This is a genomic window from Mariniflexile litorale (assembly GCF_031128465.2).
GTDB classification, from domain to species: domain Bacteria; phylum Bacteroidota; class Bacteroidia; order Flavobacteriales; family Flavobacteriaceae; genus Mariniflexile; species Mariniflexile litorale.
This window is the reverse complement of the sequence record NZ_CP155618.1, coordinates 3,634,767-3,655,285: the sequence shown is the minus strand read 5'-3', so window position 1 is coordinate 3,655,285 and position 20,519 is coordinate 3,634,767. Positions and strand designations below refer to the sequence as shown.

The following is a 20,519-nucleotide window of genomic DNA, read 5'->3' as shown; positions in this document are numbered from 1 at the left end:
ATTGGGTTTTCGACCTTGCTTACAACGATAGGTATAATCACAATAAATTAATCTAATTGCAATTATATCGTTTATGTATGCAATATATTACTTTTTAGTTAGGTATCCAATGACTAAAAGCGCTTGGTAATTAAATCTAAACAAGATAAAATGGAGTATTTAGAAAAACTACTGAAAGAAAAATAATTTGCTTGATGCAAAATATAGAATAGTAAACCTTCTTCGTTACTATACTTGTTCAATCATTTTTTAGGAAATTGCTTAGGGTTTTTTGGTGTATCTTGGAAAGTTGCGTGGTTGTGTGCGAGGGTTTTCTGAAGGAAAATTAGAAGCTAGCAAACAAAGCAACTGACATTGGTTTAGTATAAAACTAGCAATTTTTTATAGGATACGGTGTTGTAAAACGTTTTTTTAATTTTCCATGATGTATTTATTTTCAGAATAATATTTTTCCTTTCCTTTTACATTGTCAAAATCCAACTTAATTATCGTGTCAAGATTTTTTCTTTTGAGATTCATTTTTAAAGATTCATTTTTTTTAGTTATTGTATCTCCAATTTGGATATAGTCAAAAAGTTCAGGATTTTGGAAAAGAAAGTCTTTTTTATTATCACCAAATATTTCATGTCGGATAATAATAATTGGTCTTGCGTGATTTTGTTTGTCAATATATTTTTCGGTAACTATTCCTTCATAGTTTGAGTGGTATTCATCGTAAACTATTTTGTCAAAAAACTCTTTTTGAGTCAGATTATCACAAGAATATAATCCAACTGTCAGAAGAAATAATAAAATAAAAAGTCGATTGGTCATTTTTTTCTTCTTAATCTTTTTAAACCTCCTTGAACCAAGAATAATAAAGCTAATGTGAAAATGATAATTGCATAAGTTTCTTTTTCGAAAAACTGAACAATTCCATATGAAATTAAATAGTATAAAATTCCGAGTGGAATTACTACAATTAAAATGGAAATTAGAACAACAAGAACTTTATTCATTCGTAATGTTTTCGTTTGGTCAAATGTTTTACAACGGTCTTGTGTATGGTTAGTTGCGTGGTTAAGTAACTAATTTAGCAAATAAAACACAGATAGAACGTTCCGAAGGAATGTTCGTAAGTCGGCAGTGACCAAGCAATTAATTATACACGGTGTTGGCATTAGTTTTTTATTCCGCTAAATATTTGTCAAATGTTTCTTCAAAGTTCAGTTTAATATTTTTGTCATCCGAAACTGAAAGTCCGCAACCACCTTCAAAGATTGTCAAAAACGATTTCTCATAATAAAATCGGATAAATGTAAATACTTCCTTTTGTCCTTTTAAGTTATTCTCATTTATTGTAAACTCATCCTTTTCAATTCCGTATTCACATTTTAGGATTGGTTTATTAATTAATTCTCCGAGATTTTCATTTTCTTTAACTTCATAAACTTGCCATAAATCAGGTTCGTTTCGTAAGTCGTTCTTTTTGAGTTTTTGTTTAAGTTCAGAAAGTTGGTTGAGATTTATTTTTATATGGTCTCCATCGAAATCCCCTTCAATTTCCATAAACATATCAAATTCGGAAAACGTTATGAAAAAAGTCCAAGGAAGGTAATCGTCATTATCTTTATTTTCATTGAAATCCACTTGATAAATTTTATCAACTGTTTTTCCTACGATTTGATTAATAAAGTTGTTAGATTTCAATTTCGAGTTCGTTTTTTTAATTAATGCCAACACATGTATAACCACAATAAATTAATCTAATTGCAATTATATCGTTTATGTATGCAATATATTACTTTTTAATTAGGTATCCAATGACTTAAAGCGCTTGGTTATTAAAGATAAAATAATGGAGTATTTAGAAAAACTACTAAAAGAAAAATAATTTGCTTGATGCAAAATATAGAATAGTAAACCTTCTTCGTTACTATACTTGTTCAACCATTTTTTAGGAAATTGCTTAGGGTTTGGTGTATCTTGGAAAGTTGGGTGGTTGTGTGCGAGGGTTTTCTGAAGGAAAATCAGACGTAACAAAATTGCACGACTCTTGGATTAAGCACTAAACTACGCATTATTTTTATACGTTGTTGTGCAACGTAATTTATTAATGATTAGTAATTGATTTTGTTGAGTAATCGGCAACTTTTAATCCATTCAGCCAATTAAATTCAGCTACTCTATACGATTTACTGTTCCCTCTTTTTTCTGTCAGAAATGTAAATGTAAAACACATTATATTCTTTTCCTTGTTATAAGTCAATTCAACCGAGTAATTATCTGTTGGCACAGAATTGGCTTTTGCCCATTTCATAGCGTTTTCAAACATCAATTCGTTACTCTGAAAATTATTCTGAAAAGGTGTAGTTGTTTTTTCATTAAAAGAATACGTATAGTTAAAATCTTTAGAAGGCCAATTACAATTAATGATTTGACCATATTTATCCATATCAATTTTTATATAATATTTTGAAATTCCTATGTTTTCATCTGATAATAGATAAACAAACTGGTATTTCGTTGCTAACCAACCTCTTTTGTATGTTAATGGATTTTCTTTAAAATAGCCATCTAAATCAGCTATCAATCCTTCATAAAAAGTTATTTTATCAAACCAATCTCCTAAAATAACTTTTAGATAAAGCTCTAAATTTATTTTTATGTTTTCTGGCACTTTTTCTGTGTCTTCAAGAAATTCACTATAATCAATAAAGCTGGAAACTGGATTGAACCTTCCTTCAACAATTTTGTTTTCTTGAGAAGAAATATTTGAAGTTGTAAAAGTCAATATTATAATTATCAATATTCTTTTCAAGGTTTTCGTTTTCAAACGCACAACGTTTATGTGTATGGAAAGTTGCGTGCTTGTGTGCGAGGATTTTCCGAAGGAAAATCGGATGCAAGCAAGCAAAGCAACTCACATTGGTTAAGCTAAAAATAGCAATTTTTTATACACGGTGTTGTAAAACGTTTTTTATCTTCGAGTTGTAGTCCAATTTAAATATTCCATAAAATGCTCACCGATATCTTTAAGAGAATAATTTCTATGGTGAATAGTATAATAGGAATCTTGAATTAATTGATAATAAAAATCTGCTAAGGGTGTTCTTTGTTTAAAACAAGTTAGAAGAAATTTGTCTTTAAGTATGTCTTTAGTTACTTCTTTAAATTCATTCCATTGCGAAGTTGGTTCGAAATGTAATTGTATACCATAGTCCTGTAATTCTTCACTTCTTAATATAGATACATCAAAATGATTGTCTGCTGGATTGCAATTTTCAAAATATGAATTTTCAATAGTTCTTTCCTTAACTGTAAGTCTATATGCTAATAATTCGAAAACTGGTTTGTCAAATCCTGATTGATCACGTTTCCAAATGGTATTAAAAAGAGGTTTTGTCTTAGAAAATATTATAGCAGTTTTTTTTAAATCTTTTGTTGTAAGATTTGTTTTAATCTCTATTATTCTTAAAACAGAGTGAGCCATTACTAGTACAGTTCCGTCATCATTGTAGCCAAGAAGAGGATATCTACTATCAATAATTATGATATCTATTTGAGGTGACTTAATTGATTCAGGTGTTAGAAAGTGTCCAGACACAGCTTTCAAATTAGGTGGAAGATAATTATTCAGAAATGTCAAAAGAGGCAATTCTCCATTTCGACCAATGACTTGACTATTGTTTGAAGATGCTTTTGCTTTATCAACACTTAACAAAATAGCCTTTTCTTCTTCTTTAAATATTGGTTCTGTCATTGTTTTTGGCAAATGTTTTACAACACATGTATAACCACAATAAATTAATCTAATTGCAATTATATCGTTTATATATGCAATATATTACTTTTTAATTAGGTATCCAATGACTTAAAGCGCTTGATTATTAAAGATAAAATAATGGAGTATTTAGAAAAACTACTGAAAGAAAAATAATTTGCTTGATGCAAAATATAGTATAGTAAACCTTCTTCGTTACTATACTTGTTCAACCATTTTTTAGGAAATTGCTTAGGGTTTTGTATATCTTGGAATGTTGCGTGGTTGTGTGCGAGGGTTTTCCGAAGGAAAATCAGACGTTACAAACACGTAACGACCTTTGATAAAGCACTAAACCGCAATTATTTTTAGGTGTTGGCGGTAGTTTTTATTTTTTATTTTGTTTTCGGCAATTCCATTCACTCCTAATTCAAAGAGTTCTTCCGTTTCCAAGTTGATTTTTATTTCCCAATGGTAGCTACAGCCGTCCAATACCATTTCCTTTTCTTTTTTCCAATCTTCGCTTTCGTCTTTGTAGTATCCACGAAGTCTGTCGAAGAGAGAATATCTGTTCCAATTGAAAGTCGTGTAAATTATCTTGTTTCCGTTATCTTCTATGTACCCGAAGTATTGGCGTCTATACGATTTTAATTTCTTGTGGATTATTGGGCAGTTATCAATTTGATTCATTCGTTGACTATTAACTGTCTTCAATTTCTTTTTCAAAATTTGTTCTGCTTTTTCAATTTCGGCAATTGTCGGTGTGAATCTTTCTTTGTCTTGTAGGCACAGAAAACAATTACCATTTTCTTTAAATATCACTCCCGTTATATGACCCTTTTTGATTACACTCGAGTAGTCCGTAGGTTGTTCAACAATTTTAAATGTCGAAGAACACGACACTAAAAAGAAAAGGATTGATATGATTGTTAATTGCTTCATTTTTTTACACACAACGGTTTTGTGTATGGCTTGTTGCGGAAAATCAGCTATGATTTTCCGCCGTAACCGAAAGATAGCAAATTGCAATGAATTCCGATTAGGAATTCAGCCGCAATGAGCTATACATGTTGCCACACGTTTTTTAATTCCAATATTTTATTTCTCTCGACTCAATGTAAATAGGTATGAACTTGTCCGAATTCGCAAAATGTTCTTTCATTGAAACAGTCCGTTTTATCCAATTCCCAAACTTGTCAAATTCGTAGTCATACTCTAATTCTCGATTTAATTCCGAGTTTTCATAGATTTTTACATTGATAGGATTAAATAGTCTGTCGTATTCGGTTATTCTATCCAAGTGTTTTTTTAAATCTGCCGAAACTGTGTATTCAGTTTGCTTTAAAATTCGATTGTCTTTCCATTCCGTTTTGGTCAAATATTCAATCCATTCTGTTCTGGTTGAACTTTCCACAAGGTTTCTATTATTATCGTATTTGTAATGAAACTCTTGATTTGGTTTTTTTTCGTCTCTCTCAAATTGAATTTCTGAAATTAGATTATCGTTTTCAAAATGATATTTGTGATTGATAGTAGTTGTATCGCCTTTTTCAATTGCAACTTGTTTTGTTACAAAATCCTTTTCGTCATAAAAAACCGTGATTTGCTGTTTTAAGCTGTCATTTATAATTAAAGTTCTTACGTTATTTTTGTTGACTGTGTCATTTTTTACAGTCATAATGTAATTCAATTCAGCCGGTTTGTTGGTTGATATAGTTTTTATTAAAAAATTGTTGTTGTCAAATTCGTAAACATCTTTTTGAATTAGTTCTCCAAAATTGTCATAGCTTTCAATTTCTTTAATTTCTCCGAAATCGGTAAACTTTTGAGTGAAGTTTAAGATTGGCTTTTCAAATTTGTTTTCTCCTTGAGAGTTGGCTTTTAGTTGTTTCAGTTCCTTTATTTTTCCATAAAGATTGTTTGATTCCCAAGCGTTCTTAAATTCCGAGTAAGTCGGTTTTAGATTTGTATTCAATTCTGTCTTTTCTTTGCAGTTTTGCAAGAAGAATGACATTAAAATCAGAAGGTAAATTTTTCTCAATGTTCGTTTTTTCAAATGTGTGGCAACGTCAGTTTGTCTAAAAACTATCGTTTTTTTATTTTTTTAATTTAAAATTAAGTAAAAATAGGTGGTTTAAGCTACCATATAATATTTTTTGTGGTAAATATTTTGGTTTTTGGAATTGATATAGGTTTGGCAAAAGGCTTTAAAAACAGTCCTATAGGTGTAAAAAATCAAAAACAGCCTTTTTAGGTACTCTTTTAGAGAATTGTGGTCAATTAAGTTGAATATTCTACGCAGGTTATATGCAGAAAATATAAGACCCACATCTGCCGAGGCATGTTCAATGGTCTTCTTGGTCATGATATAATAAAATCCCCATTGTCTTTTTATTACGCCATAAGGATGCTCTACGATAGCCTGTCTTTTTTTGTAAGCCTTTGGATCTTGTTTCATTCTTATGGCATTCTGCTCAATGTAATGTTGGTATTCACTGCGTTGTATTACTTTTCCATTGGCTTTGGCAGTGGTGCACAGGTCTCTAACGGGACAGTTTTTACATTTTTTGGTCTTGTACTGCTTGAATGTGTAATTATTGCCTTTATAAGTGCTGCCATTGCTTTTTAGGATATTTCCCTGTGGACATGTGTAGGTGTCGTTTTCCTTGCAATAGGCAAAGTGTTCGGAGTTGTAGTTTGTGTCCGAGCTTGTGAAGCCCTGCCTATACTAGGTATGGCTACGAGTGTTTTAATACCTAATTGATGAGCTGCATTAAATTCACTTCCAGTGTGATATCCTTTATCAAAAAGAGCCGTAAAATTGTTTGTTCTTAAAATGGTCTTTGTTCTGCGTAGCATGCCTCCCATGGCCTTGGAATCGTTTTGGTTGGTCACTTTAAAATCAATCGGGATGTTATGGCGGGCATCAACAATTGTTTGCACGGTATAGGCTACTTCCGAGATGTTGTTTCGGGTCATGATTTGACGACTATCAGGATCGGAAGTCGATATTTGGGTTACTCCAGTGGAGTCTATGGTATTTTGATATGCGATGTATTTTTGTTTTTGTAAACGGTGTTTGCTAATCTTTTTAGTTATGACTTTTTTGTTATTAGTATCTCCATCTTGTTTAGACAAAGCCAAGGCGTATTCTTCTAATCGCGCATCAATGTATGCAATGTGACGTTCTATTTTTGCAGGGTTAAAGTTGTTTTTCTTGGAATTTTGTGCTCTAAGTTTTGTGCTGTCTCCAGCGACCAATGTGCCACCAATAAGCTCAAAGTGCGAGGCCATTTTTACTGTGGCACGAAAAACCTTAGCAATGGGCTTAGTATTGTCCTTGCGAAAATTAGCAATAGTATTATGATCAGGAACAAGTCTTTTTAAGAGCCACATAAGCTCAATATTGCGTTGACATTCTTTCTCGAGGACTCGTGAGGAGCGAATGCGATTAAGGTATCCGTAAATGAATAGTTTGAGCAGATCCGAAGGATGGTAAGCTGGTCTTCCATTTTCGACAAAATCGAAATCGAATCCAAAATCAGCGAGTTTAAGGCTGTCTACAAAAAGGTCTATGAGCCTAACCTCATTGTTTTGGGCAATGGCATCATCTATTGAAGAAGCAAAAAGTGGGAGTTGGTTTCTGTTGGAGCCGTTGATGAATTTCATATATAAAAATATGAAAAACAAAGGATATACGCAATTTTAATGAGCGATTTTTAAGGCAAATTATGAGTTGTTGAAAAATAGGTTTTTAGACAGTTTGACGTTGATGTGTATGATTAGTTGCGTAGTTCAGCAACTAATTTAGTAAACAAAAACTTGCCAGAGAAAATTCCGAAGGAATTTTCCAAATAAGCACTTGCCAAAGCAATTAATTATACACGGTGTTAGGCAAAGTATAATCTTTGTAATCGTTTATATCAAAGTCACTAAAATTAATCACTTTTTCGATTTCCCATAATTTATTTTGACCTACTGAACTAGAGTATTTCCTTATTAATCCTAATCCTTTTGCCATGTACAATGTGTCAATATTAGAGAATAATAAGTTTTTCTTATAATAAGCATTAGTTTCGGAAGTCATAACCATGCATTCAACTTCTCTGTTTTCTATTTGATAATTTTCAATTTTCAATAAAGATAAAACTCCTTTAAAATTCATGAGTTCACCAGTAGGTGTTTTTACGTTCATTAGAAGTTGGTGTGTTTTAAATTTATCGTTAGGCATTGTTTGTCCACTAATCATTTCAGCTTTAGTTATTATTTCGGAAGAGTCACCATTAAAAAAGTAAAGCCCTACGATTTCCGTTTTATTTTCATTGATTTTTGATATTAAAGAATCAAACTTTATATAATTATTGAAATTATTTTGAATATAAAGAGTATCAGTTCCTTTTATGAGCCTTTCGATTTTGGTGAAATAATATTCTATAGAATCATTTTTATGATATTTGAAAATTTGTACCTTAGGTTGTGTTAGTTTATTTATATCATAGAAATAGTCTTGATACTTTTTTTGAGATGACTTTTTATCTCCTAAGTTACATGACGTAAAAATTATTAGTAAGATGAATATTATTATGTTTTTCATTTGAGTTTGTTATTTTGCCTAACGGTCTAGTATAAGAATAGTAGCGGATTTTTGCACACTAACTTTTCGGTTAAGGCCAGACCTTTTTTATATTTACTTACTCTCGCTTTAGCGATTAAACCGCTATTATTTTTATACATTGTTGGCAACTGGCTTTTTCGCTATAATTCTCCAGTATTCCAATTTAGTTTTTCGAGTTTGTCTTTATAGTAATCAAACAGATATTCTCTAACTTCGGTTTCGTAATCTAAATAGTCCGTTTGTTTTAGTATATACAAAGGCATTTCTCCTTGTGCGGCACTAATCATTTCTTCGTTAAGATATTCTATTAAACCCTCTAGATTATCTATGCTAAAATCTCTACCTGTATATTCGTCTGAAAACCTAATTTCTTTGTTTTCAAAATCCCATTCCGCACTTTGAAGATTAGATTTCAAAGAATGTCTTGGAATATCTACTTCTGGGTCATAATATTCATAAGATATTTCATTCATAAATCTTTCTAATTCTACGTATAGATTTGGTTTTTTATAGCCTTTAGAGAATATTACTTTTTCTAATATTTCATTTGATAGCTTTTGCTTTAGTTGCTCGTCAATAAAATAAAATTTGGTATTTATAGGAATAGATGAATTCACAATCTGTTCACTAACATTTTCTATAATATCTTTTATTTGTAAAGTAGCCTGGTCGTCATCTAAAATGACAATAACAGCTTTTGTTTGATGGTAGGTTGCATACAGATTGAGTAAAGCAGGTATTTGCCTGATATTGTTCACACCTTCCAATGAAATTATTTTATAAGAGAGAAGAAAGTCTAATTTGATTGGTTTTAATAGATTGTCAATAATTTGAATATCACTTTTACCTTCAACAAAAATCAATAAATCTTCTGCGATACTTCTCTTTTTGGTTTTTGTATCAAATAATTGTGTTGTTAGAAAATCTAATTTTTCTGCTTTGGAAATTTTTTCCGCTTTATTCTTTAAATCATAAGGGACATTCAAACTACCAGTATCTCCAGCTTCTCTTAATTTGAATTTTAAAACCTCTAAAAATGCTACATTTCCATTAAAAATCAAGTCAATATCAGATGTGTCAAATAGTAAAATATTTAATGATTTACCAAATTTTAAAGCATCTTCAACATCGTTGGAATATCCATTTACAGATAGGTAAATACCGCTTGTAGTATGAAATTTACCATCAAGTTTGCCTTTAAAAGCATAAATACTTGATGCAGGTATTTTCGATTTAACCCATTTTGCTTCCAATAAAAAAGTTTGCCCTTCCCAAAAAAAAGAACCATCAACTTGTTCTCCTTTCGGTTTATAACTTGCTCTTGGTTCAAGTTTTTCGTTAGTGAGTTTTGCTTCAATCAGTTTTTCAAATTCGTAACCTCTTTCTTGTGCTGTAAATTTCGAGCCATTAACTAACTCATTATAGAGCGTTTTAATTTGGTCGTTATTTAGCTTCGGTTTACTCATTTAGTTTATTAGATGTTCGTCTTTTCAGCTTGTTGCCAACACATGTATAACCACAATAAATTAATCTAATTGCAATTATATCGTTTATGTATGCAATATATTACTTTTTAATTAGGTATCCAATGACTTAAAGCGCTTGATTATTAAAGATAAAATAATGGAGTATTTAGAAAAACTACTAAAAGAAAAATAATTTGCTTGATGCAAAATATAGAATAGTAAACCTTCTTCGTTACTATACTTGTTCAATCATTTTTTAGGAAATTGCTTAGGGTTTTGTGTATCTTGGAAAGTTGGGTGGTTGTGTGCGAGGGTTTTCCGAAGGAAAATCGGAAGCTAGCAAACAAGCAACTAACATTGGTTTAGCTAAATTATATACTTTGTTGCCCACAGTATTTATTTTTCATTAAATCGTTTTACATAAACATCTAAATAATTTTGAATTTCAGCTTTATCTTTCAAGTCAACGATTTTATTTTGAATCGGATAAATGTCTACTAAAATCATATCGTATTTATTTCCGATAGCATTAAGTCCGTTTAAAATATTTGTCTTATTTACTTCTGTCCAATTGTGAGAAGACAACCAGATATGTTCTACTTTGTCGGTTTCTCCGTCAAAGAAAATGGCACTACTCAAATCGCCAAAAGCCCTTGTTTTTGGATTTTCCAATATTTGCGGTTCTCCAATCCCAGCGTAACCTATTTTCTCATATTCATTCAATTCCGCACTTTTGAGTAAATCACTCAATTCCGTTTTAGAAATTTCCAGCTCTTTTGTCTCAATTTGTTTGAGTTCGGATTTGTCTTCTATTTCTCCAATTTGTTTTTTTGCAAAGTCCAGATTATTTGAGGACATAATTTCTGCCATTAAATAATCATCTTCCCATAAAAGCATTGTTGAAGACTCTTCATCGTCAGATTCTTGAGTTAGATTTTGAATATCTTTTTCTGCTTTATTTCCGTGTTTATAAGCGTAATAAAGTCCGATAGTAATGACTAAAATAAAGAGTAAAGTTTGTGTCATATTCGGTTTTGTCATATTGTGGGCAACGTTGATGTATATGGTTTGTTGCGTGTTTCAACCAACTAATTTAGTAAATAATTACCACCCAAGAAAGTCCGCGAGGACTTTCGTAAATTGGCTAAAACCAAGCAATAAATTATATACGGCTTTGTTGTGCTTAGTGTTTTTATTCACTATGATTGTCCAATTTCCAGCTTTTTTCTGGTCTGATTTTTTTCCAATCCCAATATTTAGAATATAATTCATCGTGAAGCATTTCAGTATTTTCAGCCAGTTCATCCGTTTTATCCACAAAACTTATTTCAGTCCATTTTCCAAGGTTTTCATCTGGGTCAGAAGTTCCATCAATAATGTTCAGCATTTCAAATAAAACTCCAGCAGAATTATCTGCTAAAATTTTTCTCAATGCACTTTTTAAAATCGGGTCGTTTTTTAATTTTTTCAGAGAAGATTCTTCCATTTCGGTTAATCCTCCATTTGGCGGATAAGTCAAAAAATCAGTCGAATTTCCTTTTTCCAATTCGTCAGCAACATATTCCGCATTTTCCTCAATTTTTTGTTGAAGAAAAAGCATTAAAGTATTGATATTATGTTCGGATAGTTTCATTTTTTTTTACATTACCCACAACGATCTCGCATAAGAGCAGTGGCGGATTTAAGACCAAAGTCTTTTCCACCAAGACCGACTTTTATTATTAGTACTATCGTTTGATTTATCACCATCCCCGCCATTGCTTTTATGCATTGTTGGCAGCTGGCTTTTTTCTTTATTCTCAAATTGGCTCAGTAATTCATCTTCTTCGTCTGGTTTGTCGTATGCATCAGCTTCTGTTATGTGTCCATCCTGATCGCTAATCCGAGTCAGTTTTTTCCCTTGTCTGAATATGAATTGAAGTCCGTGTTCTTGTTCCCATTCGCATTCACAGGTCAAATTGATATAAATGTCTTCATCTCTCCGATGCCTTCTAGTTACGTAAATGTCCTGTGGATAAATGAAATTCCATATTTCACTTTTGTCTTTGATGTCCCAAAGTGGTTTGTCGGCTTCATCGTATTCAACAGCTTTTAAGAACTCCATACAATTTTGATAAGTAAGCTCACTAAGTTCTAATCTGTCATTCGTTTTCTTTTCCAAGAATGATTTTAAAGCCAAGTCAGCTTCCTTGATGAAACTTTGGTCTCTTTCAGGAACCAAGTCCATAAATGTGATTTTCAATTTCTTTTTATCAAAGAATCTAATTTCAATTGGCTCACTTTCCCACCAATCATCGAATTGATCGTTTTGGAATAGAATTCCAATTATTTCACTCGTAATAAACTTCTTTTCGTTTGTTTCCCATTCGCTCTCGAAATCGGTCTTTGAAATTTCAAATTCACTAAACTCTTCTAAGTCCAAATCTTGGTCACCTAACATTCCAAATTCGTCTTCGGTTTTTTTATCGTCATATTTGAGAACGATTCCGTTATCATATTTCTCAATCTGTCGTGATGGAAAACCTGAATCATCAGTTTCAATAAAAAATGTGGAAGTACCCCAATTATCGTATTGGTCACCCCTTGTTTCATTCCATTTTCTTTTGAAATATCTCATTCGTTATTTGCTTTCGGCTTGCTGCCAACGATAGGTATAACCACCGTAGCCTGCCGATAGGCGGCTATGGCTGGTTATACAGTGTTAGGTTTAGCCTTTTGTTTTTTTGTCTCTCAAAGATAAAAAATTCTTTATAGAAAAGGCGGAGTCCGAAAAAATAAACAAACCAATGAATCCACCTATCCGTTACTTAAAACACAGATCATATAGACCTTTATATTTGTATAAGTGCTGTCTGATCTGTAGAAATCAAACATTTTTTAAGCACTGATTTTAAAATTTCTTGGTTTTGTCAAAAAAAACCACTAATTTTCGTAAGTTTTTGTAACATTCACAATGTTTGAAAGCACTGGCTTTCACAGTGTAACTGAAAAAACTTAACTAGGGATTTTCCTAATCCCTTTCTAAAATCAGTGCTTAAAAAATTACCTTTCAGATTTTTATGGAACGGTTTACCATTTTATTTTTTGGATTAAACCTAACACATGTATAACCACAATAAATTAATCTAATTGCAATTATATCGTTTATGTATGCAATATATTACTTTTTAGTTAGGTATCCAATGACTTAAAGCGCTTGATTATTAAAGATAAAATGGAGTATTTAGAAAAACTACTAAAAGAAAAATAATTTGCTTGATGCAAAATATAGAATAGTAAACCTTCTTCGTTACTATACTTGTTCAATCATTTTTTAGGAAATTGCTTAGGGTTTGGTGTCTCTTGGAAAGTTGCGTGGTTTAAGCACTAAATTTAGCAAATAAATCACAGATAGAATATTCCGCAGGAATGTTCTTAAGTCGGCAGTGACCAAGCAATTAATTATACACGGCTTGTTGTGCATAGTGTTTTTATTCGTTCTGTTTATAATTCCGTCCAGTTTTAAATCCGCAATAAGCGAGGAAAATCAGCAACAATATTTGGGTGTAAAAAAGTACACTTGATAAAACTTCTAAATTATTTTCTTTCGGTTCCATTTCAGGTTCAATTTCTCCAGCGCTTAAAGGCGGATAAATTGTCCAACTCGTGGTTTGTCTAATAAAAGCATCTAAAATCGAATCAATTCCGATTAATACTAAAATCAGAAGTATTGTCGAAATCATTAAAATCAGATTTGCAGTCAAGTTTTTAAAATTCCTGCGTAATGTTCTAACAAAATAAATCCCAAAAAACACCAGAACTCCGAGTAATAGAATGAAATGAAAATTCGCAATTACGAAATAAGTATCGTGAATATTTAGATCAAGAGTCGAGTCAGATTTTAATCCGTCAATTCCGAAAATCAGCGTGTTCAAAATCAGTACGAGAACTGTCGTTCCAATCAACAAAAATATTTCTTTCTTTCTCAAATTTTAATTCGGATTTCGTTTTTCAGACATATTGGGTAACGTCAGTCTGTCTAATAACTAAATTTCGATCGCTGAGAATCGTCTATTTGCAAAATTAAAAAGACACCTACCCGAATATCAAAGTTACGAATATAGGTTATTAGACAGTTTGACGTGTTTGTGTATGATTAGTGGCGTGTTACAGCACCTAATTTAGCAAATAAAAACCGAATAGAAAATCCGTCCCGCCACGCTTTTGGGCGTGGGAGGATTTTCGTAAGTAGCGAGGACTAGCCATTAATTATACACGATGTTACCCACTGGCTTTATTTGAGTTCTTTGCAGTTAATTCCTTCAATTTCAAGGTTAAAACATATTATCTCAACAATGTCTTTTTTACTCTCAACTCGTAAGATTTTGTCGCAGTCTTCCAAGTCAAAATTCCATCTGATCTGAGGAATAATGGAACGAAGTATCGAGTTCACAAGTCTAACGTCATTCTGGTTGATTGAAGTCTTAAAAACATAAACATTCATTGACCGATTTTTTTGTGCAGGGGTTTAAGAATCTTGCTATCAATGTAAAATGTTCCAAACGGAATAATACAGGCTAATAGAACTTTCCAAGTCGTCTGTTTGAATTTCCAATTTTGCTCCGTTCCTACACTTATCGTGTTCATAACGAACAAGAGGAAAAGTATTCCGTGAACTGGTCCTAAAACCGAGGATAGAGTTGTAACTCCGTAAATCCGTTTTAATGGAACTGAAACAAATACTAAAATGAGTAGCGAAATTCCTTCTATAATTGCCAACAAACGCAATCTTCCGATATTTGAATTAAGAAATGTATTCATCTAAAATGTTCTTATGTATGGTCTATTTGTCAAAGGTGAAAATGGCCAAGGAATTGCTATGAATATAATAATAAATGCAATTGAAAACCACAAAAGGATTGTCTTAAACTTTTCCAAATCAGTGGCTTTTCGTTTCGCTTTTGCAGAACCAATTGTGATAAGCACAATAGCAACAACCATTAAGGCAAAGTGGAAAAGCCCAAAAAAGGTTAAATCCCAATTCGAAATGGAAGTTTTGAAGTTGTCAAAGTAGTATTGAACAAGAGGACTTTTCATATAAACGAGAATGCCCAAAATAAGTTGGACGTGTGCTATTGTCGCAGTCCAATGACGAACCTTGTTATCCCAAAACGAAAAATTGCCTTTTGTGAAATAACCTCTACCTGCCCGAAATATGGCATAAACCAATGAGAGTAGAACAAGCCATCTGAAAATGGAATGAAGAATTAGTACAGTTGAATACATACGCCTTGAATTTGTTAAGGCAAAGGTCTATATTCAGTTCATCTTCGATTAGAAACTTTTATGCTTTGATTAGGACTTTTCAATCAATTCTCGAAATTCCGTTGGTGATACATTTTCTCTTTTTTTGAAAAACCTTGTGAAATATGAAGGGTCTAAATAACCCATTTCATAGGAAATCTCACTTATTGATAGAGTTGATTGGTACAATAAATACTTAATTTCAATGAGTTTGATTTCGTCAATAATTTCTGATGCTGATTTTGCGGTAATTGACTTCACAGATTTGTTCAAGTGGTTTGGACTTACGTTCATTATACGTGCAAAGTCTGTTACTTTTAGGTTTTCTTTTACCTTGGCGTGAACCAAGGTTCTAAATTGAGTGGTAATCTGATATGAAGCTCCTTGTTTTACTAAATTGCTTTCGCCAACGAGTATCTTCAATTCCGTTAGTAATGTGTATAGATAAGTATGAATAATATTTGGGTTATTATCATTAGCAAATTCGGTAGCTAACCTTTTGAAGATATTCAAAATTGCTGACATTGAACTTTCTTTTATGCCTATTATCGGGTAGTTTCCTACATTAAGAAATTCAAACTCTGAAATCAGAGAACGATTGCCAAATTTTCCGATAAGTGTGTTTGGGTGAAAGTGGCAGGTATAGCCTTTTACATTTTTGATTATCTGTTCAACAGAAAAAACTACACCTGCTTGAATCGTTAAAACTTGATTTGGCTTTATTTCATATTCCTTAAATCCAATTTTCGTTTTGTACGAACCTTCGGTTACAAAAATAAACGTGTGACTTTCTTCTTTTGATGGCAAAATAGGTTTCAGCACTCCTGAAATTAAGTCTTCAATTCGTAGGCAAAAGAAATCAATTATGCTTTTCTTAAACAGTTCGTCAAGTCTCGAATTGTCGTTGAAGTATTCTTTTCTGAATCCCTCCGAATCGTATGTTTTGATTTTGGTCTTCATTTTATCGCATGGACGAATTGTTTTTTAGCTTGTGGGTAACGGTTTGTGTATGAAATCGGGGCGATAAGAACACGGAACTTATCAAACTGAACTAACTTAATTAAATGCCGTGCAGGGTGCAAATAAACCGCTTAACAGCCCTGTTTTATACACTTTGTTAGGCGTAGTTAATTATGAACGTAAGAACAATAGAAGACAATTTTGAGTATCAAGCAAAAGAAGTATTTAACGATATGCTTGAAGACTATCAAGACGAACAGAATGAGCGTAAAGCTGATGGTGATGACATAGAAACTTTTGCGGAATGGCTTTGGAGAAACCGAGAAGATTTTGGCGAGAAGATGTATAACAGGTTTGATGAATATGCAGGGATTGATAAAAGTACCGAAGACCTTAACTACGCCTAACACATCTATAACCACAATAAATTAATCTAATTGCAATTATATCGTTTATGTATGCAATATATTACTTTTTAATTAGGTATCCAATGACTTAAAGCGCTTGATTATTAAAGATAAAATAATGGAGTATTTAGAAAAACTACTAAAAGAAAAATAATTTGCTTGATGCAAAATATAGAATAGTAAACCTTCTTCGTTACTATACTTGTTCAACCATTTTTTAGGAAATTGCTTAGTGTTTGGTGTATCTTGGAAAGTTGCGTGGTTGTGTGCGAGGGTTTTCCGAAGGAAAATCGGAAGCTAGCAAACAAAGCAACGACCAAACGGTTAAACTAAAATAAGCAATGTTTTTGAGACACGGTGTTGGCCTTAGTTATTTCTTTTTTAAATTCCTGTATTTTGTCGTAATCCTCGATGTCTAATAGGTTCAAAAGCTGTAACCAATCAATAATTCCTTTTCTGTGGTAGTGCGTTAATACTTCTTTAAAATGTTTGAGTCTTTCCGATTCTGTTTGTAAAAAGTTGCATTTTATATTTTCTCCATTTTTAAGAACTAAAAATAATTCATTGTCAAGTCCATTCGATAGGTGTGGTGCAAATTCGATGAGATAATTAACAAACATTCCTCGAATGTCATAGGCGTGTATAAAATCTAATTTAGCAATTTCGGAAATATTATAAACTACATCATTCAATTGTATTTGATCTTGTTGGAAGGTTAATTTACCATTATACTTACCAATTTCTCTTTGATATCGAAAAAAAGTGCTTATTAGTAATCCAATTATATAAATAAGCCAAAAAATTAATATAATAGTCTCCCAACCATTAAAATAAAATTCAAAAGAATGTTTTAAATAATAGATTAGAAAAATTAGAATTGTCCAAGAAACGGCAATAATGTTTTCTGGAGAAATATAGATTCCTTTTTTCTTTTCAAATATTTTTAAACTTCTTGGGGTCATTTGTTAATTAAGGCCAACGTTTGTATATGGCAAGTAGGGCAGGGAAAGCGAGAACCTTTCGAGTTTGCACTAAGCCAAAACAAACGTTTTAACTTTTATATTTTGTTAAACGTCAAAACTTTGTTTTGGCGTGATTGCTTAAAAGTACAAAACTTTCGTCATTCCCTGAATGCCCTATTTGCTATATACCCTGTTAGCGGTTTTTTTATAGTTCAAGATTTGAAAAATGCAAAATGAATCCATTCAAATCTTGAATAACAAATTCAGTTGCACCATTATATTCAGTCACGCCTAACGGTTTTAATACTTCGGCTTCATCTTTTATTTGATTGTAGTATTCTTTGATATTTTCAACCTGAATCCATATAGTCAACCCACCTCCCATTTTTTGTTCTTTAAGTTGGATAAATTCCTTTTGGAGTGAGGATGTGGATTGAAACATAAGTGAAGCATTATCTTTTTTTATATAAGCCCATTCAGGTTTTTTGTTTGGCGCTTTTTGTACAACTTCGAACCCAATCTTTTCATAGAAAAATATGGTTGATGTAACATCATCTACCATTAAATTAGTATGGAGTACTTTTAATTTTATTAGCTCGTCTTTTTTCATCTTTGTAGAATTTTGTTTTGTTTGACAAGCAATTTGAATAAACAAGCAGCTTATCAGTAAAATGGTTTTTATCATCATTTGTTTTAAAACAAAAATAGGTAGTCAAAAAAAGATAATTATTGGAAAAAAACGACTTTATCTAAATAGTGATGGTTGAAGTCCTGTGAAATGTTTGATTTCATTAGTAAGATGTGAGTGATCATAAAAACCTAAATCATAAGCTATTTCTGATAAACTACGATTTGGATATGATTTAATTATTGTTAATGCTTTATTAAATCGCATTAAGCGAGCATATAATTTCATTGATATTCCTACTTCGTTTTTAAATTTTCTTTCTAGTTGTCTAAGTGAAATATTGTGATTTTTAGCCAGATTCTTCGTGCCTTGGATATAGTTGCTCTTTATTGAGTTTGCAACACTGTTAGTTAGTTGAGTGTCATTTAAATTCAAATTGATGACTTTATTCAACTGATTTTCGACAAATACTATTCTCTTTTTAGCAGTCTGTAAATCAATAAATTTCTCTAAAATGTTATTGTCAAATTGAGGAATAATTTCTTGGCTTGGAATAGATTGATTTTTAATGAGAAAAAGAGATTCTTTTGTCAAAGCACCTAACATACCTGGTTTAAAACTAACTCCAAAGTAATAATCACTAGGGTTTGGGGTGAAGTCAGAGAAAATTGAATTAATTCCAAGGATGTCTAGAGAACTATTTGTATCAGATATATTAAAAAGTAAGTTGGTGCAACCTTCAGGAAAAATTCTCTCACGATAGCTTTCTTTTATATCAGATACTATCCAGAATTTTTCTACTACCCCTTGGATATTTGAGTTAGGTATATATTCTTGATAGTTCATGTTTTAATTACCGCTAACACTGTATAAAACCACAATAAATTAATCTAATTGCAATTATATCGTTTATGTATGCAATATATTACTTTTTAGTTAGGTATCCAATGACTTAAAGCGCTTGATTATTAAAGATAAAATGGAGTATTTAGATCAACATTCCAACATCATAGAATATTCATTATGAGATAATTAAAAAATAAATATTAACTTTAGTGCTTTTCATAGGATACGGTGTTGGGCGTAGTGTTTTAACGTATTGCTTCGTCAACCGATTTACTGTCTACAAACTGCTCAAAACGGATAATCTTGCCATTGTTTAGTTTCCATATATGGGCAACTCTTGCTTCAAAATACTTTTTCGTTTTTTTATATGTGCCCGAATATGTGCCATAAGCAACTACTTTGTCTTCATTTGCAATATAATCTTCGGGTGAAAATTTATAATCAATCCACTCGCTACCCAAGCGCTTAAAAACATTTTCAGTAACACTTTCTAAACCAAAATAAGTTCCTGCATAAGGAAAGCCTTTGGCTTCTGTCCAACTGATATTTTCGGCTACATATTTGGCTAAGTTTTCACCGTTTTCTTCTGAAGTTTTACCTTCATACGTGCTTTTTATTATATCTAAATTTGTCATAGCTTCTTGTTTATATGAACAACTTGACACTACTAAAAGCATTGTCAAGTTGATGATTATTATAGGTCTTACCATTTCATTTCTCCTGTGTTCACTTTTGCTCCTAACATTAAGGCTGTTTCAAAAGTTAAATTTGGATATTTTGATTTTATAGTTGCTATTAATTCTTCAGAAGTTTTATTACTTTTTAACGCTTCTTCAAAAAATTGAATATAATTCTTCGTGTGGTTAACAGCATCAATAGTAAAATCTGAATTTGTATTTGCGTGTGCAGGAATTACTATTTCAGGTTTTAAATCACTGATAGTATTTAAGATTGAAATCCAATTATTACGTACTTCTGTTGTTTGTGCATCTGCCATCCATACATTAAATGTTGTGCCAAAAACATTAATTCCGCCTAAAGCTGTTTTTATGGAAGGAATCCATACAAAGGTTCTTTTTGGGAAATCGTCTAACCCAATGATTTCCAATTTTTTGCCTTCTAAATCAATAAAATTTCCTTTAAGAACCTGAGGCAAAATAACATTGGACGTAATTTTATCGCCTAATCTTTCTCCCCAAACTTCCAATTTTTTTTGAGCTGTTGCCTTAATATGTTCTACTGTTTCAGGCGATGCATAAGCCGTAACCTCTGGGAAATATTTCTTGAATACTTCTAATCCGAAATAAAAATCAGGGTCACCATGTGAAACATAAATCGTGGTTAATTTCTTTCCTGAGTTTTTGATTTCTTGTGCTACCTTTTCGGCATCTGCCAAAGTAAATTGTGCATCTATCAATACCGCATCGTTTTTACCTGAGATAATTATAGATGCCACACCAAAGCTGTTTTCTGATGCGTTGTAAACTTGTAATTTAAAATTGTTTGTTTCAATTGTTTTGAAACTTTGTTCTTGTGCGTTCATTTTGAATAAAATTAAAATTGTGAATAATGTTGTTGAAATAATCGATTTCATTTTTTGTCTTGTTTTG

General features: G+C 31.7%; 23 protein-coding genes. 2 read left to right on the top strand and 21 right to left on the bottom strand.

The genetic code is table 11. The features are described from left to right. Positions 1-411: 411 nt before the first annotated feature. The 8 genes from QLS71_RS15300 to QLS71_RS15265 all read right to left on the bottom strand — a co-directional run bounded on the left by QLS71_RS15300 (position 412) and on the right by QLS71_RS15265 (position 7,210). Positions 412-813 carry a hypothetical protein gene (locus QLS71_RS15300; RefSeq protein WP_308993993.1) on the bottom strand — a complete coding sequence of 134 codons (402 nt, stop codon included), beginning with the start codon at positions 811-813 and terminating at the stop codon, positions 412-414. 354 nt (positions 814-1,167) lie between these two features. After that, the gene (locus QLS71_RS15295) at positions 1,168-1,689 is read right to left on the bottom strand and encodes a hypothetical protein (RefSeq protein ID WP_308993992.1); all 522 of its coding nucleotides are present in this window, start codon (positions 1,687-1,689) and stop codon (positions 1,168-1,170) included. Positions 1,690-2,092: 403 nt separating this feature from the next. Continuing rightward, positions 2,093-2,800, bottom strand: coding sequence for a hypothetical protein (locus QLS71_RS15290; RefSeq protein WP_308994000.1), 708 nt, complete (start codon positions 2,798-2,800; stop codon positions 2,093-2,095). A 159-nt stretch (positions 2,801-2,959) separates the two neighbouring features. Continuing rightward, positions 2,960-3,742: a DUF6602 domain-containing protein gene (locus tag QLS71_RS15285; RefSeq protein WP_308993999.1), complete on the bottom strand. Its 783-nt coding sequence runs from the start codon at positions 3,740-3,742 to the stop codon at positions 2,960-2,962. A 351-nt stretch (positions 3,743-4,093) separates the two neighbouring features. Next, positions 4,094-4,684, bottom strand: a complete 591-nt coding sequence (locus QLS71_RS15280; protein WP_308993998.1) for a hypothetical protein — start codon at positions 4,682-4,684, stop codon at positions 4,094-4,096. A gap of 142 nt (positions 4,685-4,826) precedes the next feature. After that, positions 4,827-5,717 (bottom strand): hypothetical protein, encoded by an 891-nt coding sequence (locus tag QLS71_RS15275; protein WP_348636560.1) that lies wholly within the window; start codon positions 5,715-5,717, stop codon positions 4,827-4,829. A gap of 159 nt (positions 5,718-5,876) precedes the next feature. Continuing rightward, the gene (locus tag QLS71_RS15270) at positions 5,877-6,374 is read right to left on the bottom strand and encodes a transposase (protein WP_348636636.1); all 498 of its coding nucleotides are present in this window, start codon (positions 6,372-6,374) and stop codon (positions 5,877-5,879) included. Continuing rightward, on the bottom strand, positions 6,368-7,210 hold the full coding sequence (locus QLS71_RS15265; RefSeq protein ID WP_348636635.1) for a transposase: 843 nt from the start codon (positions 7,208-7,210) through the stop codon (positions 6,368-6,370). The genes QLS71_RS15270 and QLS71_RS15265 overlap by 7 nt, the downstream gene beginning before the upstream one ends. A 106-nt stretch (positions 7,211-7,316) precedes the next feature. On the opposite strand from QLS71_RS15265, the gene QLS71_RS15260 reads away from it, so the two are divergent. Further along, the gene (locus tag QLS71_RS15260) at positions 7,317-7,451 is read left to right on the top strand and encodes a hypothetical protein (RefSeq protein ID WP_348636640.1); all 135 of its coding nucleotides are present in this window, start codon (positions 7,317-7,319) and stop codon (positions 7,449-7,451) included. A gap of 165 nt (positions 7,452-7,616) precedes the next feature. Here QLS71_RS15260 and QLS71_RS15255 read toward each other — a convergent pair whose 3' ends face one another. From QLS71_RS15255 to QLS71_RS15220, 8 genes are all read right to left on the bottom strand, one after another. Continuing rightward, positions 7,617-8,336, bottom strand: coding sequence for a hypothetical protein (locus QLS71_RS15255; RefSeq protein ID WP_308994012.1), 720 nt, complete (start codon positions 8,334-8,336; stop codon positions 7,617-7,619). 161 nt (positions 8,337-8,497) lie between these two features. Next, positions 8,498-9,823 carry a hypothetical protein gene (locus QLS71_RS15250; RefSeq protein WP_052823532.1) on the bottom strand — a complete coding sequence of 442 codons (1,326 nt, stop codon included), beginning with the start codon at positions 9,821-9,823 and terminating at the stop codon, positions 8,498-8,500. A 396-nt stretch (positions 9,824-10,219) separates the two neighbouring features. Further along, complete coding sequence (locus QLS71_RS15245; protein ID WP_308993972.1) at positions 10,220-10,864, bottom strand: hypothetical protein; 645 nt, start codon at positions 10,862-10,864, stop codon at positions 10,220-10,222. A gap of 151 nt (positions 10,865-11,015) precedes the next feature. Continuing rightward, positions 11,016-11,456, bottom strand: a complete 441-nt coding sequence (locus QLS71_RS15240; protein ID WP_308993973.1) for a hypothetical protein — start codon at positions 11,454-11,456, stop codon at positions 11,016-11,018. Positions 11,457-11,504: 48 nt separating this feature from the next. Then, positions 11,505-12,245: a hypothetical protein gene (locus QLS71_RS15235; RefSeq protein WP_348636559.1), complete on the bottom strand. Its 741-nt coding sequence runs from the start codon at positions 12,243-12,245 to the stop codon at positions 11,505-11,507. A gap of 1,048 nt (positions 12,246-13,293) precedes the next feature. Then, complete coding sequence (locus tag QLS71_RS15230; protein WP_308993975.1) at positions 13,294-13,791, bottom strand: hypothetical protein; 498 nt, start codon at positions 13,789-13,791, stop codon at positions 13,294-13,296. Between the two features lie 511 nt (positions 13,792-14,302). After that, positions 14,303-14,623 (bottom strand): DUF3817 domain-containing protein, encoded by a 321-nt coding sequence (locus QLS71_RS15225; RefSeq protein ID WP_308993976.1) that lies wholly within the window; start codon positions 14,621-14,623, stop codon positions 14,303-14,305. A gap of 534 nt (positions 14,624-15,157) precedes the next feature. After that, on the bottom strand, positions 15,158-16,066 hold the full coding sequence (locus QLS71_RS15220; protein WP_308993977.1) for a helix-turn-helix transcriptional regulator: 909 nt from the start codon (positions 16,064-16,066) through the stop codon (positions 15,158-15,160). Between the two features lie 173 nt (positions 16,067-16,239). Here QLS71_RS15220 and QLS71_RS15215 point away from each other — a divergent pair, with 173 nt between their 5' ends. Then, the gene (locus QLS71_RS15215; RefSeq protein ID WP_308993978.1) at positions 16,240-16,473 is read left to right on the top strand and encodes a hypothetical protein; all 234 of its coding nucleotides are present in this window, start codon (positions 16,240-16,242) and stop codon (positions 16,471-16,473) included. Positions 16,474-16,802: 329 nt separating this feature from the next. On the opposite strand, the gene QLS71_RS15210 is transcribed toward QLS71_RS15215, so the two are convergent. From QLS71_RS15210 to QLS71_RS15190, 5 genes are all read right to left on the bottom strand, one after another. After that, positions 16,803-17,435 carry a hypothetical protein gene (locus QLS71_RS15210; RefSeq protein WP_308993719.1) on the bottom strand — a complete coding sequence of 211 codons (633 nt, stop codon included), beginning with the start codon at positions 17,433-17,435 and terminating at the stop codon, positions 16,803-16,805. A 205-nt stretch (positions 17,436-17,640) separates the two neighbouring features. Continuing rightward, positions 17,641-18,045: a VOC family protein gene (locus tag QLS71_RS15205; RefSeq protein ID WP_308993720.1), complete on the bottom strand. Its 405-nt coding sequence runs from the start codon at positions 18,043-18,045 to the stop codon at positions 17,641-17,643. A 135-nt stretch (positions 18,046-18,180) separates the two neighbouring features. Continuing rightward, positions 18,181-18,909, bottom strand: a complete 729-nt coding sequence (locus tag QLS71_RS15200) for a helix-turn-helix domain-containing protein (RefSeq protein ID WP_308993721.1) — start codon at positions 18,907-18,909, stop codon at positions 18,181-18,183. A 245-nt stretch (positions 18,910-19,154) separates the two neighbouring features. After that, the gene (locus tag QLS71_RS15195; RefSeq protein WP_308993722.1) at positions 19,155-19,544 is read right to left on the bottom strand and encodes a nuclear transport factor 2 family protein; all 390 of its coding nucleotides are present in this window, start codon (positions 19,542-19,544) and stop codon (positions 19,155-19,157) included. Positions 19,545-19,612: 68 nt separating this feature from the next. Then, positions 19,613-20,503: an MBL fold metallo-hydrolase gene (locus tag QLS71_RS15190; protein WP_308993723.1), complete on the bottom strand. Its 891-nt coding sequence runs from the start codon at positions 20,501-20,503 to the stop codon at positions 19,613-19,615. Positions 20,504-20,519: the final 16 nt, after the last annotated feature.